Here is a 21,869-nt window from a genome sequence, read left to right on the forward strand (position 1 = left end):
CTGCCATTTTATAACAACAATAATAAATTCTGATTTATAAACATAGTGTTAGAGGTGCAATGATGAGCGCGGCAGAGATTAAAGGTCGGATATTTAATATCCAAAAATACTCGATTTATGATGGCGACGGTATCCGAACACTGATTTTCTTAAAAGGGTGCAATATTCGTTGCCCATGGTGCGCTAACCCAGAAGGGTTAAGTAGCCAGTTTCAAGTGATGTTTTCCCACGATAAATGCGTCAATTGTGGGAAATGCGTTGATGTCTGCCCGACAGGGATCCACTACAAAACTATTAATGAGCAAGGTGAGCAAATTCACCGCGTGAATCGCAGCATTGATTGTATCGGTTGCCGTAAATGTGAAGAAGTATGCATTGGCGGTGCATTAGACATCATGGGTAAAGATGTCACTGTGGCCGAAATGATGGATATCATCATGCAAGATTATGATTTTTATATTTCTTCCGGTGGTGGTGTGACAATCGGTGGAGGCGAAATGAGCCTACAAACCGATTTTGCAGTCGCTCTACTGCGTGAGTGTAAAAAAATGATGATCAACACCGCAATAGAAACCCAAGGTACAACATCGTTAGAAAACTATGAAAAGTTAGCTGAAGTTGTCGACCTATTCCTCTATGACATTAAACATATTGATACTGCGCAGCATAAAAATCTATTCGGTATTGGCAATGAAAATGTTCGCCGCAACCTCGAAAGATTGATTGATCTCGGCGCGAACGTGGTTGTCAGAATGCCATTAGTTCGTGGCTATAACGACTCGTTTGATGCCATTACAGGGGCGATTAACTATGCGATGGAATTATCCAAACGCGGCAATGTAAAACGCATCGATATTCTGCCTTATCACCAGTTGGGCCGCGGTAAGTACGACAAACTGGATATGATTTATCCTGTTAAGCAAGACCCAACCTATAGTGCAGAAGAATTAGACCAACTTGAAGCATTCTTCAAACAATTTGATTTCGATATTCGACTGGTTCGTCACTAAGTAGGAGAGACAGATGAAAAGTTTAGGCGTAATTGAAACTCGGGGACTGACATCCGCAATACAGGCTGCTGATGCGGCGTGTAAAGCCGCCAGTGTAGAAATTGTAGGTTATCGAAAAATCGGCTCTGGACTGGTATCCGTTTGTTTCCAAGGCGAAATCAGTGCTGTTCGCACCGCAGTTGACCATGGTATTGAAGTGATCGCCAATAGTCAGCTACTCGTCGGCTCATTAGTGATTGCGCGGCCTGAAGAAAGCGTAATCAGTAAATTGCTAACAGTGAAAAGTAAAAAAGGTGAGTTAGAGAAAAGTCTTCAGCCAGAAGTAAAAGCAGAAAAGTTAGTGGAAAAAGCGGTTGTTGAGGCTAAAACAGAAGCGCCTGTGGTTGAAGTTAAAACCGACATCAATGTGAAAGACATCAAGAATGACCCGCGTAAAGGGAAAAAATCATGATGAATGAGCAATTAATGGGGAAAATATTGGAGCGGCTTTCAGCCTATACACCAGCACAAGGCAGCGTTTCCAACATTGCTATCCCTGTCGGAATATCTAACCGCCATGTTCATCTTTCACAACAGGACGTTGAAGCCTTGTTTGGCCAAGGATATCAGCTGACGCCATTTAAAGATTTAAAACAGCCCGGGCAATTTGCGGCGAAAGAATGCGTCATGGTGGTGGGACCAAAAGGGTCGATTAGCAAAGTCAGAGTACTAGGGCCTGTTCGCCCAAAAACGCAATTAGAAGTGTCTAAGGCCGACTGCTTTGCGCTTGGTATAAAAGCGCCGGTAAGAGAGTCAGGTGACATGGCAGGTTCAGGCAATGCTTTACTGATTGGCCCAGCGGGGCATGTCAATCTTGAGTCGCAGGTTATTTGTGCTCAGCGTCATATTCATATGAGTGTGATGGACTCAAGAGCATTAAATGTGGTGAATGGGCAAAAGGTGAATATCCGTACTGAAGGTGAACGCAGCTTAGTGTTTGATGAAGTTGTCGTGAGAGTGGATGAACGCTTTTCTCTTGAGTTTCATATTGATACCGATGAAGCAAATGCCGCGGGCTTACGCAATAACGATAGCGTATTTATCGCGGGCTAAGGAGTGGTGGCAGAATGAACGAAAAACTGATCGAGCGAATTGTGCAGCAAGTTTTACGTCAGTTAAAGCGACAAGTTCTGGTGGTGCTATCGCCTGTTGAGGGGTATCAGCAAGCTATTTACCAAAGACTGGCACAGTTAGATTCTGTTTCTTTTTCCTTTTATGCCACCGCATCAATGCACCAGTCTTTTGATGTTGAAAAATGGGCTGAATTGGGAAGTGTTATAAATAAAAGCACCTTATCAATAAATAGTTTAAATCATTATGACAGCCTGTTTTTACCGTTTATTGATGCAAAAGTCGTTGGTGAGATAGCCAATGGTTTGTTTATGAGTGAGGAAAGTGAGTTAGTCTTTCATGCATTATCACAAAACATGCCGATATTGGCACTGAAATACCATTGTTGCCCTGAAAGTGAATTAAGTCAGGTTTTAGGTTTAAATAAAAATGAAAATTATAATCAGTTGATTAAAGAAAATATCACCAAAGCAATCAAGTTAGGTGTTTATTTTGATTCATTTAATGAAATAGAAAATAAATTTTTAATTCGTGATATTACTGAAAATTTAAAACCTGAAATAAATAATGAACATCCAAATCGCTATATTACTTTAAAGGAAGTAATGAATAACCCTAGGGGGTATTGCGCGAATGAAAATAAATTAACAGATTCAGCAATCGATTATTTAAAGTCTCTTAAAAAATAAAGTTATTTAATCAAATTAAAAATTAATCTTTCTATTTATTGTAGGAGTATTATCTATGTCCCCTAAAGCAAAGTCATGGCTTTGGATGCTGGCGGTTATTGTTTCTGAAACCTCAGCAACATCGACCTTAAAAATGTTTGATAATAGTGAAGGTATGACTAAATCATTATTATTGGCATTAATCGTTGTGCTATATGTTATTTGTTACTATTCACTTTCTCGGGCAGTAAAATATATTCCTGTTGGTTTGGCTTATGCAACATGGTCAGGTACAGGGATCTTAATGGTTTCTACCCTCGGCATGCTATTTTATGGGCAACACCCAGACACTGCGGCGATGATTGGTATGGCCGTGATCGCGAGTGGCATTGTGATCATGAATCTATTCTCCAAAATGGGCTCCGATGACCCGGAAGAAACTGAACCATCTAAAGATGAAACTGAGTCTTCATTATTATCAACAAAAAATAACACTGCTCATTAATTCAAAGTTAAGGGGAATATTATGTTTACTGGATTTTTATGGTTAGCGCTTTCTATTGGCTCTGAAATAACGGGCACTTCAATGATTAAAAAGACCAATAGCTTTAGTAAATTAGGTCCATCTGTATTAGTCATTGTTGCTTATTGCTTGTGTTATTTCGCACTAACCCGTGCAATGGGTTATATCCCAGTCGGTGTGGCTTATTCATTATGGTGTGGGTTTGGTATTGTCGGTGTGACACTCGTTTCTATGATTTTATATAAACAAAAACCCGATTTCCCAGCAGTATTTGCGATGGGCCTCATTATCACTGGTGGGATCATTATGAATACATTTTCAACGATGTAGTAAAAAAGAAAACGCCGTACTTCAACATACTTTCTGTTATTTATCTTTAGCCCTCATTTTTATGAGGGTTATTTTTTGCTTATCATCTGAGCCCTGTGGTGGTTTGGCTACATAAAATGACGTTCTGGCGATAAACCGCAAAGTCTGTTGTATGTTAATTTATTACACATAAGTAATTTAATTTAGGAATGGATTTATGCAAATTATTGAATGGGATGATTTTACCCGTGTTGAAATGCGTGTTGGGACTATTGTTAGTGCACAAGTCAACAGTAAAGCCAAAAAGCCAGCTTATGTTATGGAAGTTGATTTAGGCGAATTGGGTATTAAGCGCTCTAGCGCACAGATCACTGTCAATTATACGCCAGATGATTTGATTGGTAAGCAGGTACTATGTGTGTGTAACTTTGAAGTCAAGCGTATAGCAGGCATTAAATCGGAAGTGTTGATCACGGGGGCACCTGATGAAAAGGGGGCGATTGTTCTTGCGGAGTTTAACTTACCTTTGCCGAATGGGGCGCTTTTAGCCTAATGCCTACATTGATTGATTTTATGGTGATAACCCACTAAAATAATTGTGTTAATAATTAACACAAAGGTGATCTTATGGCTCGTACCACAAGTGTGACAATCGGAACGCAATTAGATGAATTTGTAAATCAACTGATTTCATCTGGAAGGTATGGTTCAACAAGTGAAGTTGTTCGCTCCGCACTGCGTTTACTTGAAATTCAAGAAAAACAAACGGCTGCATTGAAGATGCTAATTGAAGAAGGTGAAAAAAGCGGTGAATCATCATTCACACTCCATGATATAGCCAAAAAAATGAAGACCGCACATAATGTATAAACTTTCTAACTAACTTAGCCGCTAAAGATTTTGAAGGAATATTTGAATATACTTTGGTGAATTTTGGTGTCAGTAAAGCGGATGAGTATACTAAAAGTTTACATTGTGCGTTAGAAATGTTGAGCTCCAATCCTTTGATAGGACTGAAGTGTGCGGAAATTTCAGAGGGGATTAGGCGTTATAATCATTCTAAGCATGTCATTTTTTATCGGCAGAGAACCAAAGATATCTTTGTTATACGAGTTCTTCACCAGCAAATGGAACCGCTGAAACATTTTTATTTTGATGAATTTGATAGATAGGCCAGTCACTTCCTCTATAGCAATATTACCACCTATAGTCCTATACTCTTGCTATTCATTGACCGTGGGAGTGCAACCCTTTGCGATTACCTGAGCTTCATTTTCGCCAATATTCGAACGACGTCATTTCTCATCAACATGATGGGCAGTGGCAAGTCGTTTTGTCGTTATCTGGGCAGATGGAAATTAATATGTACCGGCAACATTTTCTGTTAAATGCAGGAAAGGGGGTCGTGATCCCGCCTAGTGTGAGCCATGCTTTTAGCGGGCAGCTAGGAAATCAAAATTACGTATTAGAAATGCCAGCCACAGCACAATGGGCATTAAATGAAAAAATGACGCAATTTACTCTGACACCTGCCGCAATTGGTCTTTTGAATTGGTTGCAAAACTTCCCACAAGCTCCGGAACATAATTTTACGGTTGCTCGTCTATTGTTGGCACAGTTAAAACCTGAAAATAAATGGATTGATGAGCTTTCTCAATGGGTGGAACTGCGTCTACACCATCCTATTAGTTGTGAAGATATGGCAACGGCTTTTTGTATGTCAGTGAGTACGCTTCAACGAAAAATAAAGGCTGAAACACAGTTAACGGCGATGCAGTTTCTATTACAAAAACGCATGGAAGCGGCAGGGCGCTTATTATTATCCAATAAATCAATAGAACAAATTGCATTAGCGGTGGGCTATGACTCACATTCGGCATTTAGTCATGCATTTCGCCAATTTTATAGCAAAACACCGAATGAATATCGTTTGCAGGGAAGTCACTTACGGTAGGTTATTTGGGGAGCTTTGTTGCCAGATAAAAATTAGCCACCTCGCCCGCAGCCAATTTTTATCTTTTTACTGCTTAGACCATGCGGATCCCTTCAAATGGGTTCCAGTTGTCCAATCCTTTGGTTTCTTTAATATAGTAAGCATAATTGGCAACCATGGCCCACAGCGCTGACATACCGACAGATACCCCTGTAAAGACGGCATTAGGGATCGTTCCACCAATCATAAAATCAATAATATTCAAAACTAGACCAACCCCAAGAGTGATACCAAGCATCACCAACCCTTTCTTCCACAGCCCTAAAATCAAGAAGTAAATAATACCGAAGAAGAAGGCAAAAATGTTCATATTAATGAGAATACGCTTACCGAAAGAGGCGGCTTTCAACGCTGCTTTGAATTCAGGCGTATCAGGAGCACCATGCTTATCAAAAAAGTCGAAACGTTCTTGCCATTTATTAGAATATTGTTTCTGTTCCATTTTCCATCTCTTGCTTATTAATAAGTATAAAATAGGGATTGATAATACTTGGATAACCATATAAAAAAGAGGTAAATAGTCTTAATATGACTATTAAGGGGCATTTTTAATAACGAATCAAGCAAAGAAAAATAAAGGAAGAATGATTAAGATAAATAGTAAACGGATAATGGATTAATTTATTGTAAGACTTACCTACATTATTTGGTATTTGACTTGTTGGCTATTTGTTCAGAAATTGAATTTGCATAGTTGCCATGTAAAAAATCAGTATTTACATTGGCTTGTTTGAGTTTTAGTTCGAGTAAAGCTAATTGCTTACTCACCGACGTATAATTGGGGTCGTCCACAGAGAGACCTTGTAGCATATGGCTTAGCGTTAGTGCATCTTTCCTTTGTTGTAATTCAGTGGGTAAATAGCCCGAGTTCTTTAATATTCGATACCCAGCCCTAAGTTCAGGTGGAACTAAACTATCATCTTCAAGCTGTAACATTTTTCCCTCCCCATTTAAATTTGAAAGCTCCCCTTTACTCAGAGCTTCTTGAATATGGCGTTCTGCCCAAAGATCAATGACTGACATGATGTGACTCCATGAATTGATTTTTTACTATTATAGCCTTCCATATCAATATAAAGAAAGTTGGTAGATTATTCTTTGTTGGGGTTGTTATTCCGAATTATAAGTAAGGTTTTATCGAGTGTTTATAAATAAGGTTTTTACTATTAATATGAAATAAAACTGCTAAAAAATAATATTTAATTAGTGATAAATGACGAATAAACGTCATAGATAATATGAAAATTGTTATATTGACCACACTTATAGAAATTAATTTATCTGATTTACTGTGGTTTTAATTGGTGCCTTTATTTAAATTAATAATATTAATGACTAATAAAAATGAATTACCCCTAATTATGTTGAATTTTATGTCTAAATTGTGTGAATTTTGTTGATCTGAAATGATCTATTTGTAAATGGTAAAAAACAAAAACATTGTGTAATGTCCGTTTTTCTTGTTTATAAGGAGAAAATATGGAACAAAAGAAGCAAGAGGGAAGCCGTTTTTTGCGAACGGTTGAGTGGCTAGGTAATGCACTACCACATCCCGTCATTTTATTTATTATTTTAATTGCAATTTTATTAGTTTCCTCAGCAATTGGTCAGTACTTTGGTGTAAGCGTGCCAGATCCGCGCCCAGAAGGCGCAAAAGGGCGGGCAGAAGATGGTATTATTCATATTGTAAGTTTATTGGATGCCGAAGGGATCCGAAAAATTATTGCGAATGTCGTCACCAACTTTACAGGTTTCGCACCATTAGGGACGGTATTAGTGGCATTATTAGGGGTTGGAATTGCAGAGCGGGCCGGCTTACTTTCCGCGGCTATGCGCTTAATTGTCACCAAAGCTCCGCGAAAATTAACCACAATGGCTATCGTGTTTGCGGGGATCATGTCAAACACTGCCGCAGAATTGGGCTATGTGGTACTTATTCCACTGGCTGCCATTATTTTCCACTCATTAGGTCGTCATCCTTTAGCGGGTCTTGCCGCCGCATTTGCTGGTGTTTCAGGTGGTTATTCAGCAAACTTACTATTAGGTACGGTTGACCCGTTACTTTCGGGTATCACTCAGCAAGCTGCGCAAATCATTGATCCAACTTATATCGTGGGTGCAGAAGCAAACTGGTACTTTATGTTTGCCAGTACGTTTTTAATCACTATTTTAGGTTATTTGATCACCGAAAAAATTGTGGAACCCCAGTTGGGTCCATATACAGGTGGTGCCGTTGATGAAGATGAAAATAGCCTTTATGCTTCTGCAAACGTTACTCCACTCGAGAAAAAAGCGTTATTCTGGGCATCAGTTACCTTCTGGGGATTAGCGGCAATTTTGGCGTTGATGGTGGTACCAGAGAACGGAATATTACGGAATCAGGAAACGGGATTAGTCAGCAACTCGCCGTTCTTAAAAGGTATTGTGGTCTTTATTTTTGTCTTCTTTGCCGTTCCAGGCATCGTGTATGGTTATATTGCTAAAACTATGCGCTCGGATAAAGACATTGTTGATGCAATGGCTGGAGCAATGAGTACGCTCGGTTTATACCTTGTCATTATTTTCTTCGCGGCACAATTTGTTGCTTTCTTTGGTTGGACAAACATCGGGCAAGTTATCGCAGTTAAAGGTGCCAACTTCTTAAATAGTATCGACCTTCACGGTGGTGTGCTGTTTATTGGCTTTATTCTAATCTGTGCATTTATTAATTTAATGATTGGCTCAGCATCAGCCCAATGGGCGGTAACGGCACCTATTTTTGTTCCTATGCTAATGTTAGCGGGCTATGCGCCAGAAACTATTCAAGCGGCATACCGAATTGGTGATTCGGTCACGAATATTATCACACCGATGATGAGCTACTTTGGCTTAATTATGGCGATTGTTGTGAAATATAAGAAAGATGCAGGGATTGGTACACTTGTCTCAATGATGTTGCCTTATTCCATCATTTTCTTCATTGGTTGGTCATTATTCTTTATCGTATGGGTATTTGTATTAGGGATTCCTGTAGGGCCTGGTTCCCCGATTTATTTCACACCGGGAAGTTAGCGTTTTGATATTTAATTGAAAAACCATTGGTTGCCCTACTTTTAATTCATTGGATGAAGGGCAACCAATGAGGATGTAAGTTATGATTTTGTTATTTTAAACATAGGAACTAGATTAGATAGTAATTATAAAAATAAACTGCTGTGAGTGAGACAGTTTATTTTACTAAGTACCAACAATTACAATATTACGGTAAAAAATTATTTTTATACTTAATAGAATGAAAGAGCTAATCAAGTCCCTCCCAGAAATAGTCCTTTAGTTTTATTTTATCGTTCAAGTCAAAAATAATACCTTCATTTATAAGGGCTTGTTTGTGACGTAGATAGCACTCGCCTTTGACTGATAACTTACCCTGACTATTAATAATACGGTGGCAAGGTAAAGAACTTCCCGCAGGGATGGTTCTAATAACTTGGCAAACTTGGCGTACATGAGCTGGGTAACCTGCCATTTTTGCCAACGTTCCGTAAGTGACAACTCTACCTCTTGGGATACTCCCTATAAGGCTATAAATGATGTCTCGGAAAGATGGCGCGTTGTTCATGGTTATAGCCTCAATTACGATGGGTGTTTATCAACCTAAATATGTAGGTGTTGGTGGGCAGTGCATGATTAAATTGTATAGCAAGTTTGTCAATGTGATAGTTTTCTTTGGCGGAAATCACCACAATGGGATGAGAGGGAGAAGTATCTGTTTTATGACTTGAGTTTTAAGCTGTAAATGGTGTTGAATTAAGTAATTATATTTTTCATGAGCGTAGAGGATCTTTGATTTGAATTATCTCTTTCTTAATATCACACGCCTTCTTTATATTTCTACTATTTTTACTAATAGTAAGTGACATTGTAGAGATTAAGGCAAAAATCTCATATCTCTCCTCCATTTTAGGCTAAGCCAATACCACCGCATAGAAGTGATATTGACTTAATACAAACCTAAAACTTACTAACGGTAAGTAAATAAAACATTCACGGTATTACTGAACTGCCCTGATTTAATGGCTTCAGCATCTTTCTTGGATAACTCGACACTGTAAGGGAAATAGCCGGGCTGTTGCTTACTGATACTTCCTTTATAGTAATACTGATCAAACGCAACTTGTTGGTTATTGCTTCTGTCTGTAATTGCAGCTTGTAGGCCATTGTCAAAGACGATGTACTTTTTATTTACCACGCCGCTGTTGCTTTGGAATGCAACACTAACTTCTAATGCTGCTTCACATGTTGAATCGGGCACTAAATCTAATGAAAAGTTTTCTCTAACGATTTGACCACCTTCAAAATTTTCCGCCGTGAGTTCTTTAAAATCAACCACTTTATCGCTCATGCGGACAATCGGTGTTGGGCAATAGTTCACCAGTTTTCCCACAATTTGGGCACGGTATATATCGCCAAAATTTCGGCCTGTTCCATCAACATGATAGCCCACAGTAAATAAACCCGTATCAAACGATTTTAACGGCCCTACACCTCTTTTGAGCTCATAGATATATATGAAAGCAATATTATACTGACCTGGATTCCAATACCCTACTTCTATTCTAGGTGTGTTTGTCGCGGTAATTTCTACGGGTTTATTTCGGTCCGTATATTGATAGAGCCGAACACCGTTTGACAATAAATACGCTTTTGTTGTTGCTGGTGTTTGATTAACAAAATAAATCATTCTATCTTGTGTATTTCCACTAAAATTACATCTCCATGAAAAAAAACCTGTCGATGCCGTTCCTAGTAGCGTACCCGCAGGGACTGAACCAGGCGTCGTGTTCATATCTATATTTATCAGCGGTGAAGGGTTCCAGTTGTGTCCGCCGTTAGGGACACAATCCGCGCCTGCATAGACATCATGACCAAAGGCTAGAAGCATTATCCCTAATATACCTTGCTGTGCTTTTATTGATTGTTTTTTGTTATTTTTCATTTGTTTTTCGCCTGTGGCAATAATTGGCAAGGCTGTGCTGCGGCACACTGGTATTTATTAAATTTCAGACCACCGAAGTCATCAATATAAGCGACTTCAAAACTGTTCCATGCCGGGTTTTTCAATGTCACGGTCGAATCACTGAACGGGGCGACAAGCACTTCAGGGAAATTTTTATCTTTACTTTGGTCAACATTGATATTGGTGATCACAATATTAAACGGGGTTGGATTCGACAACGTAATCTGTCCACCTTGTTTTGTGACTTTTAAATCGCGCTGAAAATCTTTCTCGGCAGAGACTGTGTAGTCAATACCTTTTGGGCGATAAAACAGTTTTAAGCGTGATTGGATAGTAAACTGAACCGCATTCGCTTCTTTACCTTGCGGTGGAATACCTAATACATTGAAATACAACAGACTCTCCCTGTCCGTGGGTAAGGTATTTTGCCCATCCATATACGCAATTTTGATTTGTTTTTTCTGTTTAGGGCTAATTTTTTGTAAAAAAGGTAACGCCACTAGTGAGTTAGTCAGCTTTTCACCTTTTTGGTTTTCTATCCATGTCTGCGCTAAAAACGAAGAGGCGGTATCTTGGTTTTCAACAACGATACTGGTTCCGCCATCGGCTTCATTAAAAATAACACGGGTTCTATCTAACCCAAGAACGGCATACGCTTGGCTCATGACGCTTGAGAGTAAAACAACGGAAAGTACTTTTTTAAATAATGTCATTTTTTCACCCATTGAAATCACATTAGTGACGACAAGCAATTGAATCGCTACTTTTAGCCAGGAGACTGTCCGCTAAGAACGTACACGCTTGTGCATCTCCCAGTTAACGCTAAGTTGGTCGCCCATGTTCAACCCGGTTAAGTAGACGATACCGGATTCAGCAATAATGCCTGAAACTTTACCCGTTACGTTATTTTTCACCACTGAGCCTAATGGTGGGTATTGACCATTAGCCAGCTTAATTCGTGTTATCAGTGACTTACCAATATCTGCATCCATTTTAGCATAACCGATTGCCCCATCAGTGAGTGTAGACGCTAAAACATTATCATCAATGTTTACCGTGTCTGGCAGGTTGTTCACATCCACCTTGTATTCCATATTATAGTAGGTCGGAACGTTACTGATGGTGGCTAACCCGCGGCTATTCGTCGTCGCATGGCCATTTTCAATCATCACGCCTTGCGCATTTGGCACATCAACCACTAAGCGAGATTGGTCACGATAGGTTAAACGGTGCGCGGAAATACCGTGCTGTGTCGCAGTCACCGAGCCACTCATGGTCATACTTAGTGACGTCATGGAATCCGATAATGACCCCGTCACTTGGACTTGGCCGGCATCCGCGCTGTGTGACACATAGGTGCTCACCATCCCTTCCGATAACCCATCTTGGGTCGATGCGGTTAAATTATAGTTCGTGTTGCTATCAACATGACGACTGTAATTCACGTTATTTGCATAGCGCTTGTTGCTGTCACTGTAAGAGGCGAAATACGATATTGATGCATTTTGGTTTTCAGTACTTAATGGTTTGCTGACGGATAAATACACTTGGTTATCCGTTTTATTATTCGCCCCACGAACTTGGTTTAAAGACAGGGAGATATTCCCACCTTTCATGACGCCTTCATCGAAGAATTTATTGAGCCCCACACTGAAATAGTTATTTTGCTTACCATTCCAATAGGTTTTACGTGATGCGGTGATATTCGCACTCGCATTCATTCCACGTAATTGCTGAGCGTAAGACAATGAAAAAACATGTTTGTCTTTATTGGTATCGATATCTTGTCTGTCGACAAAGTTTTGCTCAACAAAATTGGATAAAGAGTTAAAGGTTCTGTCGGCAAAACGGTACCCGGTTAATGTCAACTGCCCATCAATACTCGGTAAATCTTTGGCATAGTTAATACGGTAGCTTTTGCCTTTCTCACGCCCCAATAAGGTGTCGGCGTAAGATTGGGTGATATCCACCGAAAAAGCCCCTAAAAAGCCGATATTTTGGCCAATGCCGAGGTTAATGGCTTTATATTTATTCCCTGATGTCGCCACGATTCCGCCAAAAACAGAGGTATGGTTAAACACCCCAACAGAGCTTTCGACAGTCATAAAATTGTCGTTAGTATGGGTGCCATTTTTCGGGGATAGCTGACCTAAATTCAAGGTGTAGCGCGCTTGCCCCTTACGGGTTAAAAACGGAATATTGGTTGTCGTAAACTGGAATTTCGTTTCTTTACCGTTATCCTCTGCCACGGTCACATCAATGGTGCCCATGATGGATTGACTTAAATCCTTAATCACAAAAAGGGCCCGCCGGCACTTTCACTTGGCTGATGATACGGCCATTTTGTGATAAGGTGACCGTTGCGTTTGAGGCGGCAACCCCAGTAATTTGAGGGGCATACCCTCTGAGGTTCGGTGGCATCATGCTTTCATCGGTAAACATGCTCACGCCTTTGAAACGCACGCTATCAAACAAGTCTGATTTAATGAAAATTTCCCCGGCAAACAACTTCGCCGATAAGCTGGCAATGTCCCTAAAAGCGTAGACTTGGTCCCAATCTAAGTTGCGTTTCTTGCTACCCCGTCCATCTTCGCCCGCCAATTTATTCTCATATTGGTAATTTGCCCGTAAACGCCATTGCGCGAAGTTAGCGCCCACATTCCCGAAGGCATAGAGTTGGTTACGTGTTTCTTCGTTTTTACGGATTAAGTGATTATCGCTAATCGTATAATCTAAAATTAACCCCGCAATCCCATAATCGCGCATTTCAGGGCTCACCCACGAAGAATAAGTCGATGCCATATATTTCTGAGGTATCGAAATACTCAGGACTTGTTCGCTATCATTAAAATCGATAGCCACGTTTTTATCGAGAGAGAATAAATTAATACATTCGTTTTCTTGAGACGAAAGTAATATTTCTTTCGCTTCTTCATTTAAGGGAAAACGTTTTATTAATTGTGCCGTAATACACGGCTCAATCGTTCCGTCATGATTAATAAACTTAATTTTTTCGCCGCGGATAATTTTTTTATCATTTAAAATAATATCCGATTCATATAAACCTTCACTTAAACTATTTTTTTCAAAATAGCTTAGGTCAATATTGTCGTCTGCAGACAAATTAAGGGCATTGATATTAAAAGTTTCCGCATTTGTATACCCACCACACATAATGAGTGAGATAATATAACCTATATTTTTTTTCTTAAAATACATGTTGGCACTCTTATGATAATCGATAGTGGGAATACAAAGCTTTACGCTAATTAGCGTAAAGCTTTTGCTTAGGCATGATGGCTATCTTATTCGTAGCTTAATACGTAGTTTGCGATAGAGTTGATGCTACCTGAAGTGGCGGCACCGGTTGCTTCTGCTTGAGCAGACAAAATAATTGTGGTGTCAGACGCTTTCAGTGTTTGCTCTAAAGTATCACCGGGTTTAATGGCTTTACCTGCATTGTCTAAGAATGAAACTGCAACGTTATTTGCGCTACCCGTGCTTGACCATAAAGATGCGTTTGTGGCATCAGGTTGGCCATTAAACGTAATTTTTACTTTAGAATAAGGAGTACCTGAAGCACTTGGGTCTAATTGGCAATCTTGTAATTTTAATTCAAATGAATTGAGTGGGCCTTTTTTACCAGCAGCATCTAAATTAACCGCGGCAATATTACCTAATTGAACTTCTTTATTCACATCAGTCGGTGCAATTGTACATGCACCGCTATTAATTGTGCCTTTAAACGTAATTTTACCAGAACCGGCATCCGCAGCCATTGCAGAAATAGAAGTTGTCGTTAACGCTAAGCATAATGCAATTAAAGTTTTATTCATGTTATCTACCTTATATTAAGTCATTTAATTAAAAATTTTTATCTGTTGTGAAGAACGAAACAAATAATATCCATAAAATGAGTAATCAGATATCGCTAAAGTATGTATTTCGCCGGTAGAATGTAACGAAATATATTAAATTAACGCATTGAAATTAAAAGAAAATAAAAAACGAAATATTTATTAACATTATCACTAGCATCGCGTTAAGGCGTTGAATGCAGATCTTTAAGCCAAAAAACAACTCACCATAAGCATTAAACGCCAACATAACCCATAAAAACAAATAAACGCATTACAAGAGTATTTGGGCAGTGAAATATATCTTAAATAATCAAAAACCGAGTTATTGAGATATTTATTTACATCCGTTTATGAGTTTGAAATGACTTTATCGCGTTAAATTAATTCATTCGCATAAAAAATAAGTCTAATCGTTTGTTTTATAATGTTATTTTTGATGGGGTAAAATGAAGGCGATATTCGGTTATTTTTCACTTATTTTTATCCGGTAAAGTAGATAAAACAAAATTCATTACAAAACAATTAGTTACCATCAAGCACCATACTATCATTGAGATAGCTTTTGATAAAAGGATGAATAATAGCCCGCTTATCAATAAAAAAATCCCTTAAACCGAAGAGTAACGAAAAGTTTAAGGGATAAATGCGCGAGTCTAATTAGAAGTATAAAAAGTAGAAAGTTACGACAAGGTTAACGATTGCAGCAACTGCCATTGGGATTGCCGTTCGTTTTACTATTTGGAACGGCGAAACCCCTGCAATTCCTGCAATTGCAACAATTGCTGCAGTGATAGGTGACACAGTACGCCCAAAGCTTGTCATAATTTGCATCGGTAAAATGAGTGTCACCACATCCACTTTAAGGAAAGCAGCAATTTTCGGTGTCAATGCAGCAAAAGAGAAGAATGCTGCATTCCCTGAGCCCATCAGGAAAGCCGCGAGTGCAAGGATGGCACTCATAACAATAATCATCGCACCAATACCAAAGCCGGCATCTTGAGCTGCGCTAATTAACGTATCCACCGCCCCACTTTTGAGTAATCCATTTGCGAAAAACTCCCCTGAAACAATCAAAGAAACGACTAAAACAAACTGTTTCCCCATTCCTTCAAAGAACAACATAAAGCTGTCCATGACGGCTTTCGCATCACGTAAACGGACGTATTCAAAAATCAGTGCAATGACGGTACTGATAATCATCGCGGTGGTAACTTCCAACTTAATATATGGGTGTAATAATGGGCTAAACCCGATAATTAGGATCAATGGAATAACTGGTAACAACGCATAAGACAATGGGACTTTATTACCGCCATCTTCTTTAATAGTATCAATTTTGCTCAAGTCAAAAACAAACCCTTCACGCTTATCCCACCAACGCTGAACAAAGAAATGGGTGATTGCCACTGCAATAATAATAGGGATAGTTACGGGTAATTGGTGTTGAACAAAGTAAACAGCGGGTTCAATATCCGCGGTTTTCGCTGCCATAATGACATTACCAGAACCGGGTCCATGGTCGATAAACTGGCAACAACCGATAACCGCTAAAGCAGAGAGTGGACTGATTCCCGAACGAATTAATATAGGGTACATTGTCACCATTAATAACATCCCCAACCCTGCATGGCTTGGAATGAAAATCACCAGAACTTGCGTCACTAGAAATGAAATCACTAATAGCAAATAAGGTGATTTAATGGTCTTTAGCGGCTTTTCAAAAATAGCAAATAATGCGCGACTAGCTCCCACATGCTCCATATAACGGGAGAATCCAGCAATCGCCATTAATGTTAACCCTAAGCCAGCTAATCGAGAGCTCATGATATCAGTAAAAATTTGGAAGATATCAAAGTACTTAAAATGCGTGGTTTTATTTTCTGGTAACAATGAATTAAGATCTAAAGATGCGGTTAGGAGCAACAAAAGTAAGCCCCCTAGCAACAAGACTGGCTGAGGTTTATAACCCCGAGCCAGCAGGTAAACAACCAGCGCTGTAACTAGCGCGGCAATGATTAAACCTGTCATAGAAGAATTCCCCAGTATTGGTGCAGCTTTATTGTTATTGATTTAATGTTGAAAATGCTTGTGTAATATCCGCTATCAAATCATCCACAGACTCCAAGCCAATATGTAAACGAACAAAAGGCCCATGACCTTCGCTCCAATCTGATGCTGTTCTTGCGCCGACTACGTTAGCGGGTAGTGCGAGGCTTTCGAACCCACCCCACGATGCGCCGATACCAAACAGGGCTAGAGCATCAATAAAGTTTTCTGTTTGCTTCGCGGTATATTGTTTTTTGAATTCAATGGTTAATAAGCCATTACTACCTTTGCAGTCACGCTTCCATAAATCATGGCGTGGATGAGATGGCAATTCAGGGAACCAGACTTTTTCCACTTCAGAACGCGTTTCCAGCCATTGCGAAATCGCTAGTGCAGCTTTGCCATGCGCAGCTAATCGCTGCCCTAAAGTACGCATCCCTCGTAAAACTAAGGCAGCATCATCGGGGCTACTGGCTTGACCTAAAGCTTCTGGCAAAGCGCCAATTTGTTTCCACGCTTTTTCTGTCGCAACCATAATTCCCATCATCACATCAGAGTGCCCACAAAGGTATTTTGTCGCTGCAATCACAGAGACATCTGCGCCTAATTCCAACGGGTTATATAGCCATGCTGAACCCCAAGTGTTGTCAACACCCACTGGGATATTTCTTTCATGTGCAATACGGCATATTTCGGGTAAATCCAACATTTCATAAAGTAATGAACCTGGGGATTCAACAAAAATAAGTTGTGTATTACTTTGAATTTTTTGCTCAAAATCTGAAGCATCTGTTTTAAAGAAGCTGTAGGCGATGTTATTTGGTTTTAAAAAAGCATCGGCTATTTTACGTACAGGTTCATAAACAGAATCTGCAAACAATACGTGCCCACCACTGTGTGCATAGCCCATAATAGTGACTGCAATCGCGGCTAGACCCGTAGGAAATAATTGCGCTCTATAGCCCCCTTCTAATTCAGTCACCAGGCTTTCGAGTGCAAATGCGGTTTCTGTACCTCGCGCACCGTAACTTAAAACACGTTCCGTTGCGCGGCGATCGCGAACATCACGCCAGCTTTTAATTGAATCAAAAACAATAGTACTCGCTCTCATTACTGGCGGATTAATTGGTCCTGATGTTGTAATTGGTTGTCGTCCACTATGTATTAATTTTGTATATTTATTTAATGTCATTGTTTATTTCTCCAAATATAGAAATAGATTCCCTAGTAATTAAAAGGAAGGTTATTTATTTTTAAAAGTTCGATTTCATATTATGTATATCAAATTAATTTCCTTTTAAAACATGACTTATTTAAAAAGATGATCTTCATCATATAAATGAGCATTAATTAAATTAATGAAAACTTAAGAGAAAATTAAGAATTAAAATCGATATGTAATAAACAATAAATTAAAATATAACAAATTGATTTAAATGGAAAAATAAATACATAAGAAAGTCTTTTATTAACATTAATCTTATTAAGGTGTTTATTTTTATTTTTTATTGCATAAATAAAGCAACTCTCTAACAAATAACCACCTTTTAATTTTCAATATTATTCTTATACAGGGGAATATTATGGGTACCAGTGTTTTTGATTCTGTATTATTAAAAAACTTATGGTCTACAGAAGAAATGCGCGCTATTTTTTCTGATAAGGTCAGAATGCAAAATTGGCTTGATTACGAAGCTGCATTAGCGATTGAACAAGCTGAATTAGGTTTAATTCCAAAGCAAGCCGCAGAGGTCATTGCTGATACGGCAAAACTTGAAAAGTTAGATATGGATTTCATCTTAGAGCAAGTGCGTTTAACTCGTCATCCACTTGTTCCAACCATTCGTGGTTTAGAGCATGCTTGCCCTGAACATTTTGGTGAATATGTCCATTTTGGGCCCACGACACAAGATGTTATGGACACAGGCTTAGTGCTTCAACTAAAAGAGGCTCATAACATTTTTTTACGTGATATCAAAATATTAGGGCGTTCTCTATTATCGTTAAGCGAAAAACATCGCAATACACCAATGCCTGGACGAACCTTAGCCTTACAAGCCCTACCGATTACTTTTGGCCACAAAACTGCTATTTGGTTAACGGAATTAGCACGCCATTATCAACGGTTAAAAGAAATCGAACCTCGCTTATTCGTTGGTAGCGTTGTTGGCGCTGTTGGAACTAAGGCCTCATTGAGCGACAAAGCAGATGAGCTTGAAGTTCGTGTATTAAATCGACTCGGTTTAGGCACCCCTGAGATTTCTTGGCAGCCGGCTCGTGACCGATTTAGTGAATATGGCATGCTGATCGGTTTAATTAGTGGCACATTAGGGAAAATTGCCAATGAAATTTTATTATTAGCCCACAATGAAATTGATGAACTTTCAGAGCCTTTTAGTAAAGGTCAAGTTGGCTCCTCAACGATGCCACACAAGCGTAACCCTGCCATTGTCGAAAATGCGGCCTGTGTCAGTAATACATTGAAAGCTAACCTTTCTGTGCTTACCGACATGATGAAACACCAACACGAAAGAGATGGTGCGATTTGGAAGATGGAATGGAAAGTGATGCCAGAAATGTGCCTGATGCTTTCGGTGATCTTCGATAACATGAAAACTGTATTAGGGGGATTAAACGTACATACCGATAAGATGCGCCAAAATTTAGATATTTTAGGTGGATTTATGCTTGCTGAGCGCGTCATGTTTGCGTTGTCAGACAAAGCGGGTAAACAAACTGCCCATGAAATTGTTTATGAAGCTTCTATGTCTGGTCAAGAAGAAGGCATCACCTTTATTGAGGCCATTAACCGTGACACACGCATTCGTGACCATATAACGCAAAAAGAACTTGATGCCCTATTAGACCCAACGACCTATGTAGGGAATGCACCTGAACAAGTCACTCGAGTAATAGAACAAACCAAAGCATCCGGTTGGCTTAATGACTAATGCATTTTAGCAAAGTTTAAATCTCTACTTTCTTAAAGCCAGTCAAGCGCTGGCTTTTTCATTCACCAGAGGTATCTATGACATTAAGCCAACAGCTAAGCCAATTTATCACATCCCTATCATTTTCTGATATTCCACCGCAAGTTATTGAACGCGCCAAATATCATTTACTCGATACATTAGGCGTTGCACTTGCCGGAAGCCTCCAACAAAGCGCAACACAATGCCGTAAGGGAGTTGCTTATTTACCTGATCATAAAGGAAAAATTCCAATTTGGGGAAGTAACCAAACCGTTTCAACTACCACCGCCGCTTTAGCAAATGGTATTTCTGCGCATGTATTAGATTTTGATGATACACACACCGACTCAATCACTCACGGTAGTGCCGTACTTACTCCTATAGCCTTTGCACTCGGTGAACATTTACAGGCGACAACAAAAGAGATCCTTACTGCATGGATTATTGGCTGGGAAGTCGCAGCCAGAGTGGGATTAGCAAGTCATAGCGGGTTTCACCTACGCGGCTTCCACTCTACAGCTATAGCGGGTATTTTTGGTGCGACGGCTTGTGCAGCTTCATTACTCAAATTAACTCGGGAACAAACAGTTAACGCTCTAGGCCTAACAGGAAGCCAAGCCAGTGGTGTTGCTGAATACCTAACCAATAGCTCGTCAGCAAAATGTTTTCATGCGGGATGGGCTGCGCAATCAGGCATTATTGCAGCATGTTTAGCTAAAGGCGGAATGACAGGGCCAGAAACTATTTTTGAAGGACGCTATAGTCTGTACCAAACACATGGTCTCCGTGAAAAGGCACATCCCGAGCAAGTCGCCCAAGACTTAGGTAATGTTTGGCAATTCATGAATGTTTCCATTAAGCCCTACCCTGTTTGCCATTTTGCTCATGCCACCGTCGATTGTGGGAGACGATTATTACAACGAGGAATAACCCTCGATCAAATTGCAAAAGTAGAATGCGTTGTCGATCCCGTTGCAGCGGCCTTAATTTGTGAGCCACCAGAACAAAAATGGGCACCTCAGAGTGCCTATGCAGCGAAATTTAGCCTCCCGTGGTTGTTTGCCGCTGGTTTTATCGAAGACAAATTAACATTAAGTTTGCTCTCTACCGAAAATTTACAGCGAGCAGATATCCAAAACCTCGCGAAAAAAGTCAGCTATCGTTATCCCACTGAAAATGAAATTCCTTTCCCAACCTATTTTCCCGGCCTAATTTTTGTCACATTAACCCATGGTGAGACAATAACGGAACGATTAGATATCCAATACGGTAACCCACAAAATCCAATGTCTTTGGAGGATATTGTGAGCAAATTCTATGACAATGCAGGGCTGGTAATGAAAAATGAACAAGCTGCGCAGCTTGCTAAAAGTGTATTATCTTTTGAAGCGAAAACTATATCGGCTATCACACAGCTATTGCGTGTTGGTCTTTAATAAGACCGACTAACGAATAGAAGCCCACACTGAATGGGCTTCTATTTTTCCTTCCTCTTATTATTCATTTAACTGAGCAATAATTTGCTGTAAATGAGCAATAGCAACATCATTGAGAGGTTCTTGTGGAAGGATCGGGTCACCAACATTAAACCCTTGAATGTTTAAAGATGCTTTAATACATGACGCTAATGCATATTGCGTAAAAGCTTCGTTGATTTGCCACATTTCTTTCTGTTTTGCTAACGCTGTATCCCAATCCCCTCTAGTGGCCAACTCATACAGTTCAACACACTGTTTTGGCAACACACAGGCAGGACCCGCCATCCAGCCTACACCACCTAATTTAATAACTAATAGAGGAATATGTGCTGAAGCACTAAAAATTTTAACCCGCTCACCGAAGGTGTTGAGCATCGTTAATAACCTTCCAGTATTACTCGATGCATCTTTAACATATTCGATATTAGGGATATAGCTTAATTCATTCAAAAGAGAAATAGACAGTACATCCCCCAGCAAACCAGGGTTGGTATAGACCGTCATGGATTTTTCAGGAAAAGACTCCGCTATTGTTTGGAAATAACCCAATTGGGCTTTATCACTCAGAGGGTACATTTTTTGCGATATCAGCACCATGCCATCCACACCTAAATTGGCATACTGTTCCGCTTGAAAACATGCATCTGACGTTGAGAAACTGGCAACCCCCGCTAATACAGGTACTCGCCCCGCAGCTTGATCAACTGTAATGCGAACCACCTCATTTCGTAATTCCTGTGACAAATATGCGTATTCACCAGTGCTCCCTAATGGGCTCAATCCGTGAACTCCGCTCGAAATGAGGTGCTCAATTAGGTGACGAAGAGATGATTCAAGAACAGTACCTTTAGTTTGATCGACTGGTGAAACAAGATAAGGAAAAATACCGTGAAAATGGGTCATA

General features: G+C 39.7%; 24 protein-coding genes. 13 read left to right on the forward strand and 11 right to left on the reverse strand.

Annotated elements, in window-relative coordinates:
• The first annotated feature begins 59 nt into the window (after positions 1-59).
• The 10 genes from cutD (at position 60) to P3L40_RS20300 (ending at position 5,574) form a co-directional block, all read left to right on the forward strand.
• Positions 60-1,010: a choline TMA-lyase-activating enzyme gene (gene cutD / locus P3L40_RS20255; RefSeq protein ID WP_004259033.1), complete on the forward strand. Its 951-nt coding sequence runs from the start codon at positions 60-62 to the stop codon at positions 1,008-1,010.
• Between the two features lie 13 nt (positions 1,011-1,023).
• Positions 1,024-1,461, forward strand: a complete 438-nt coding sequence (locus P3L40_RS20260) for a BMC domain-containing protein (RefSeq protein WP_047757251.1) — start codon at positions 1,024-1,026, stop codon at positions 1,459-1,461.
• Positions 1,458-2,102, forward strand: coding sequence for a phosphate propanoyltransferase (locus tag P3L40_RS20265; RefSeq protein WP_004259030.1), 645 nt, complete (start codon positions 1,458-1,460; stop codon positions 2,100-2,102). Before P3L40_RS20260 ends, P3L40_RS20265 begins: the two co-directional genes overlap by 4 nt.
• A 41-nt stretch (positions 2,103-2,143) precedes the next feature.
• Entirely contained in the window at positions 2,144-2,809 is a 666-nt protein-coding gene (locus tag P3L40_RS20270; RefSeq protein ID WP_240704998.1) for a hypothetical protein, read from the forward strand.
• A gap of 55 nt (positions 2,810-2,864) precedes the next feature.
• Positions 2,865-3,293: a DMT family transporter gene (locus P3L40_RS20275; protein WP_004259023.1), complete on the forward strand. Its 429-nt coding sequence runs from the start codon at positions 2,865-2,867 to the stop codon at positions 3,291-3,293.
• 21 nt (positions 3,294-3,314) lie between these two features.
• Complete coding sequence (locus P3L40_RS20280) at positions 3,315-3,641, forward strand: DMT family transporter (protein ID WP_004259019.1); 327 nt, start codon at positions 3,315-3,317, stop codon at positions 3,639-3,641.
• A 196-nt stretch (positions 3,642-3,837) separates the two neighbouring features.
• Complete coding sequence (locus P3L40_RS20285; RefSeq protein ID WP_110591171.1) at positions 3,838-4,173, forward strand: tRNA-binding protein; 336 nt, start codon at positions 3,838-3,840, stop codon at positions 4,171-4,173.
• 74 nt (positions 4,174-4,247) lie between these two features.
• Complete coding sequence (locus tag P3L40_RS20290) at positions 4,248-4,490, forward strand: type II toxin-antitoxin system ParD family antitoxin (RefSeq protein ID WP_094961552.1); 243 nt, start codon at positions 4,248-4,250, stop codon at positions 4,488-4,490.
• A gap of 56 nt (positions 4,491-4,546) precedes the next feature.
• Entirely contained in the window at positions 4,547-4,792 is a 246-nt protein-coding gene (locus P3L40_RS20295; RefSeq protein WP_316928038.1) for a type II toxin-antitoxin system RelE/ParE family toxin, read from the forward strand.
• Between the two features lie 80 nt (positions 4,793-4,872).
• On the forward strand, positions 4,873-5,574 hold the full coding sequence (locus P3L40_RS20300; RefSeq protein ID WP_036958053.1) for a helix-turn-helix domain-containing protein: 702 nt from the start codon (positions 4,873-4,875) through the stop codon (positions 5,572-5,574).
• A gap of 73 nt (positions 5,575-5,647) precedes the next feature.
• Here P3L40_RS20300 and P3L40_RS20305 read toward each other — a convergent pair whose 3' ends face one another.
• Both P3L40_RS20305 and P3L40_RS20310 read right to left on the reverse strand, forming a co-directional pair.
• Positions 5,648-6,055 (reverse strand): DUF2628 domain-containing protein, encoded by a 408-nt coding sequence (locus P3L40_RS20305; protein WP_036958052.1) that lies wholly within the window; start codon positions 6,053-6,055, stop codon positions 5,648-5,650.
• A 200-nt stretch (positions 6,056-6,255) separates the two neighbouring features.
• Positions 6,256-6,636, reverse strand: coding sequence for a DUF1992 domain-containing protein (locus tag P3L40_RS20310; RefSeq protein WP_004259005.1), 381 nt, complete (start codon positions 6,634-6,636; stop codon positions 6,256-6,258).
• Positions 6,637-7,092: 456 nt separating this feature from the next.
• Between P3L40_RS20310 and P3L40_RS20315 the strand changes: the two genes are divergently transcribed.
• Positions 7,093-8,664: an AbgT family transporter gene (locus P3L40_RS20315; protein WP_110591172.1), complete on the forward strand. Its 1,572-nt coding sequence runs from the start codon at positions 7,093-7,095 to the stop codon at positions 8,662-8,664.
• A 229-nt stretch (positions 8,665-8,893) separates the two neighbouring features.
• Here the strand turns inward: P3L40_RS20315 and P3L40_RS20320 are convergent, their stop codons facing one another.
• The 8 genes from P3L40_RS20320 to metC form a co-directional block, all read right to left on the reverse strand.
• Complete coding sequence (locus P3L40_RS20320; RefSeq protein ID WP_004258995.1) at positions 8,894-9,211, reverse strand: MGMT family protein; 318 nt, start codon at positions 9,209-9,211, stop codon at positions 8,894-8,896.
• A gap of 402 nt (positions 9,212-9,613) precedes the next feature.
• Positions 9,614-10,588 (reverse strand): hypothetical protein, encoded by a 975-nt coding sequence (locus P3L40_RS20325; RefSeq protein WP_136135370.1) that lies wholly within the window; start codon positions 10,586-10,588, stop codon positions 9,614-9,616.
• Entirely contained in the window at positions 10,585-11,322 is a 738-nt protein-coding gene (locus P3L40_RS20330; protein WP_316927995.1) for a molecular chaperone, read from the reverse strand. Before P3L40_RS20330 ends, P3L40_RS20325 begins: the two co-directional genes overlap by 4 nt.
• A gap of 72 nt (positions 11,323-11,394) precedes the next feature.
• Entirely contained in the window at positions 11,395-12,906 is a 1,512-nt protein-coding gene (locus P3L40_RS20335; RefSeq protein WP_316927996.1) for a fimbria/pilus outer membrane usher protein, read from the reverse strand.
• Entirely contained in the window at positions 12,899-13,828 is a 930-nt protein-coding gene (locus P3L40_RS20340) for a fimbria/pilus outer membrane usher protein (RefSeq protein WP_316927997.1), read from the reverse strand. The genes P3L40_RS20335 and P3L40_RS20340 overlap by 8 nt, the downstream gene beginning before the upstream one ends.
• Positions 13,829-13,914: 86 nt before the next feature.
• Positions 13,915-14,445 carry a fimbrial protein gene (locus tag P3L40_RS20345; RefSeq protein ID WP_144396090.1) on the reverse strand — a complete coding sequence of 177 codons (531 nt, stop codon included), beginning with the start codon at positions 14,443-14,445 and terminating at the stop codon, positions 13,915-13,917.
• 681 nt (positions 14,446-15,126) lie between these two features.
• A complete protein-coding gene (gene dcuC / locus P3L40_RS20350; protein ID WP_047756434.1) occupies positions 15,127-16,497 on the reverse strand; it encodes a C4-dicarboxylate transporter DcuC in 1,371 nt (456 codons plus the stop codon).
• Between the two features lie 34 nt (positions 16,498-16,531).
• Positions 16,532-17,707: a cystathionine beta-lyase gene (gene metC / locus P3L40_RS20355; RefSeq protein WP_004264200.1), complete on the reverse strand. Its 1,176-nt coding sequence runs from the start codon at positions 17,705-17,707 to the stop codon at positions 16,532-16,534.
• A gap of 391 nt (positions 17,708-18,098) precedes the next feature.
• Between metC and purB the strand changes: the two genes are divergently transcribed.
• Positions 18,099-19,466 carry an adenylosuccinate lyase gene (purB, locus tag P3L40_RS20360; RefSeq protein ID WP_210853030.1) on the forward strand — a complete coding sequence of 456 codons (1,368 nt, stop codon included), beginning with the start codon at positions 18,099-18,101 and terminating at the stop codon, positions 19,464-19,466.
• Between the two features lie 77 nt (positions 19,467-19,543).
• On the forward strand, positions 19,544-20,923 hold the full coding sequence (locus P3L40_RS20365) for an MmgE/PrpD family protein (protein WP_210853029.1): 1,380 nt from the start codon (positions 19,544-19,546) through the stop codon (positions 20,921-20,923).
• Positions 20,924-20,983: 60 nt separating this feature from the next.
• Here P3L40_RS20365 and P3L40_RS20370 read toward each other — a convergent pair whose 3' ends face one another.
• Positions 20,984-21,868, reverse strand: a complete 885-nt coding sequence (locus P3L40_RS20370) for a dihydrodipicolinate synthase family protein (RefSeq protein WP_094961543.1) — start codon at positions 21,866-21,868, stop codon at positions 20,984-20,986.
• Between the last annotated feature and the right edge of the window lies 1 nt (position 21,869).

This window comes from Providencia sp. PROV040, assembly GCF_032706145.1.
In the GTDB taxonomy this organism is placed as follows: Bacteria; Pseudomonadota; Gammaproteobacteria; order Enterobacterales; family Enterobacteriaceae; genus Providencia; species Providencia hangzhouensis.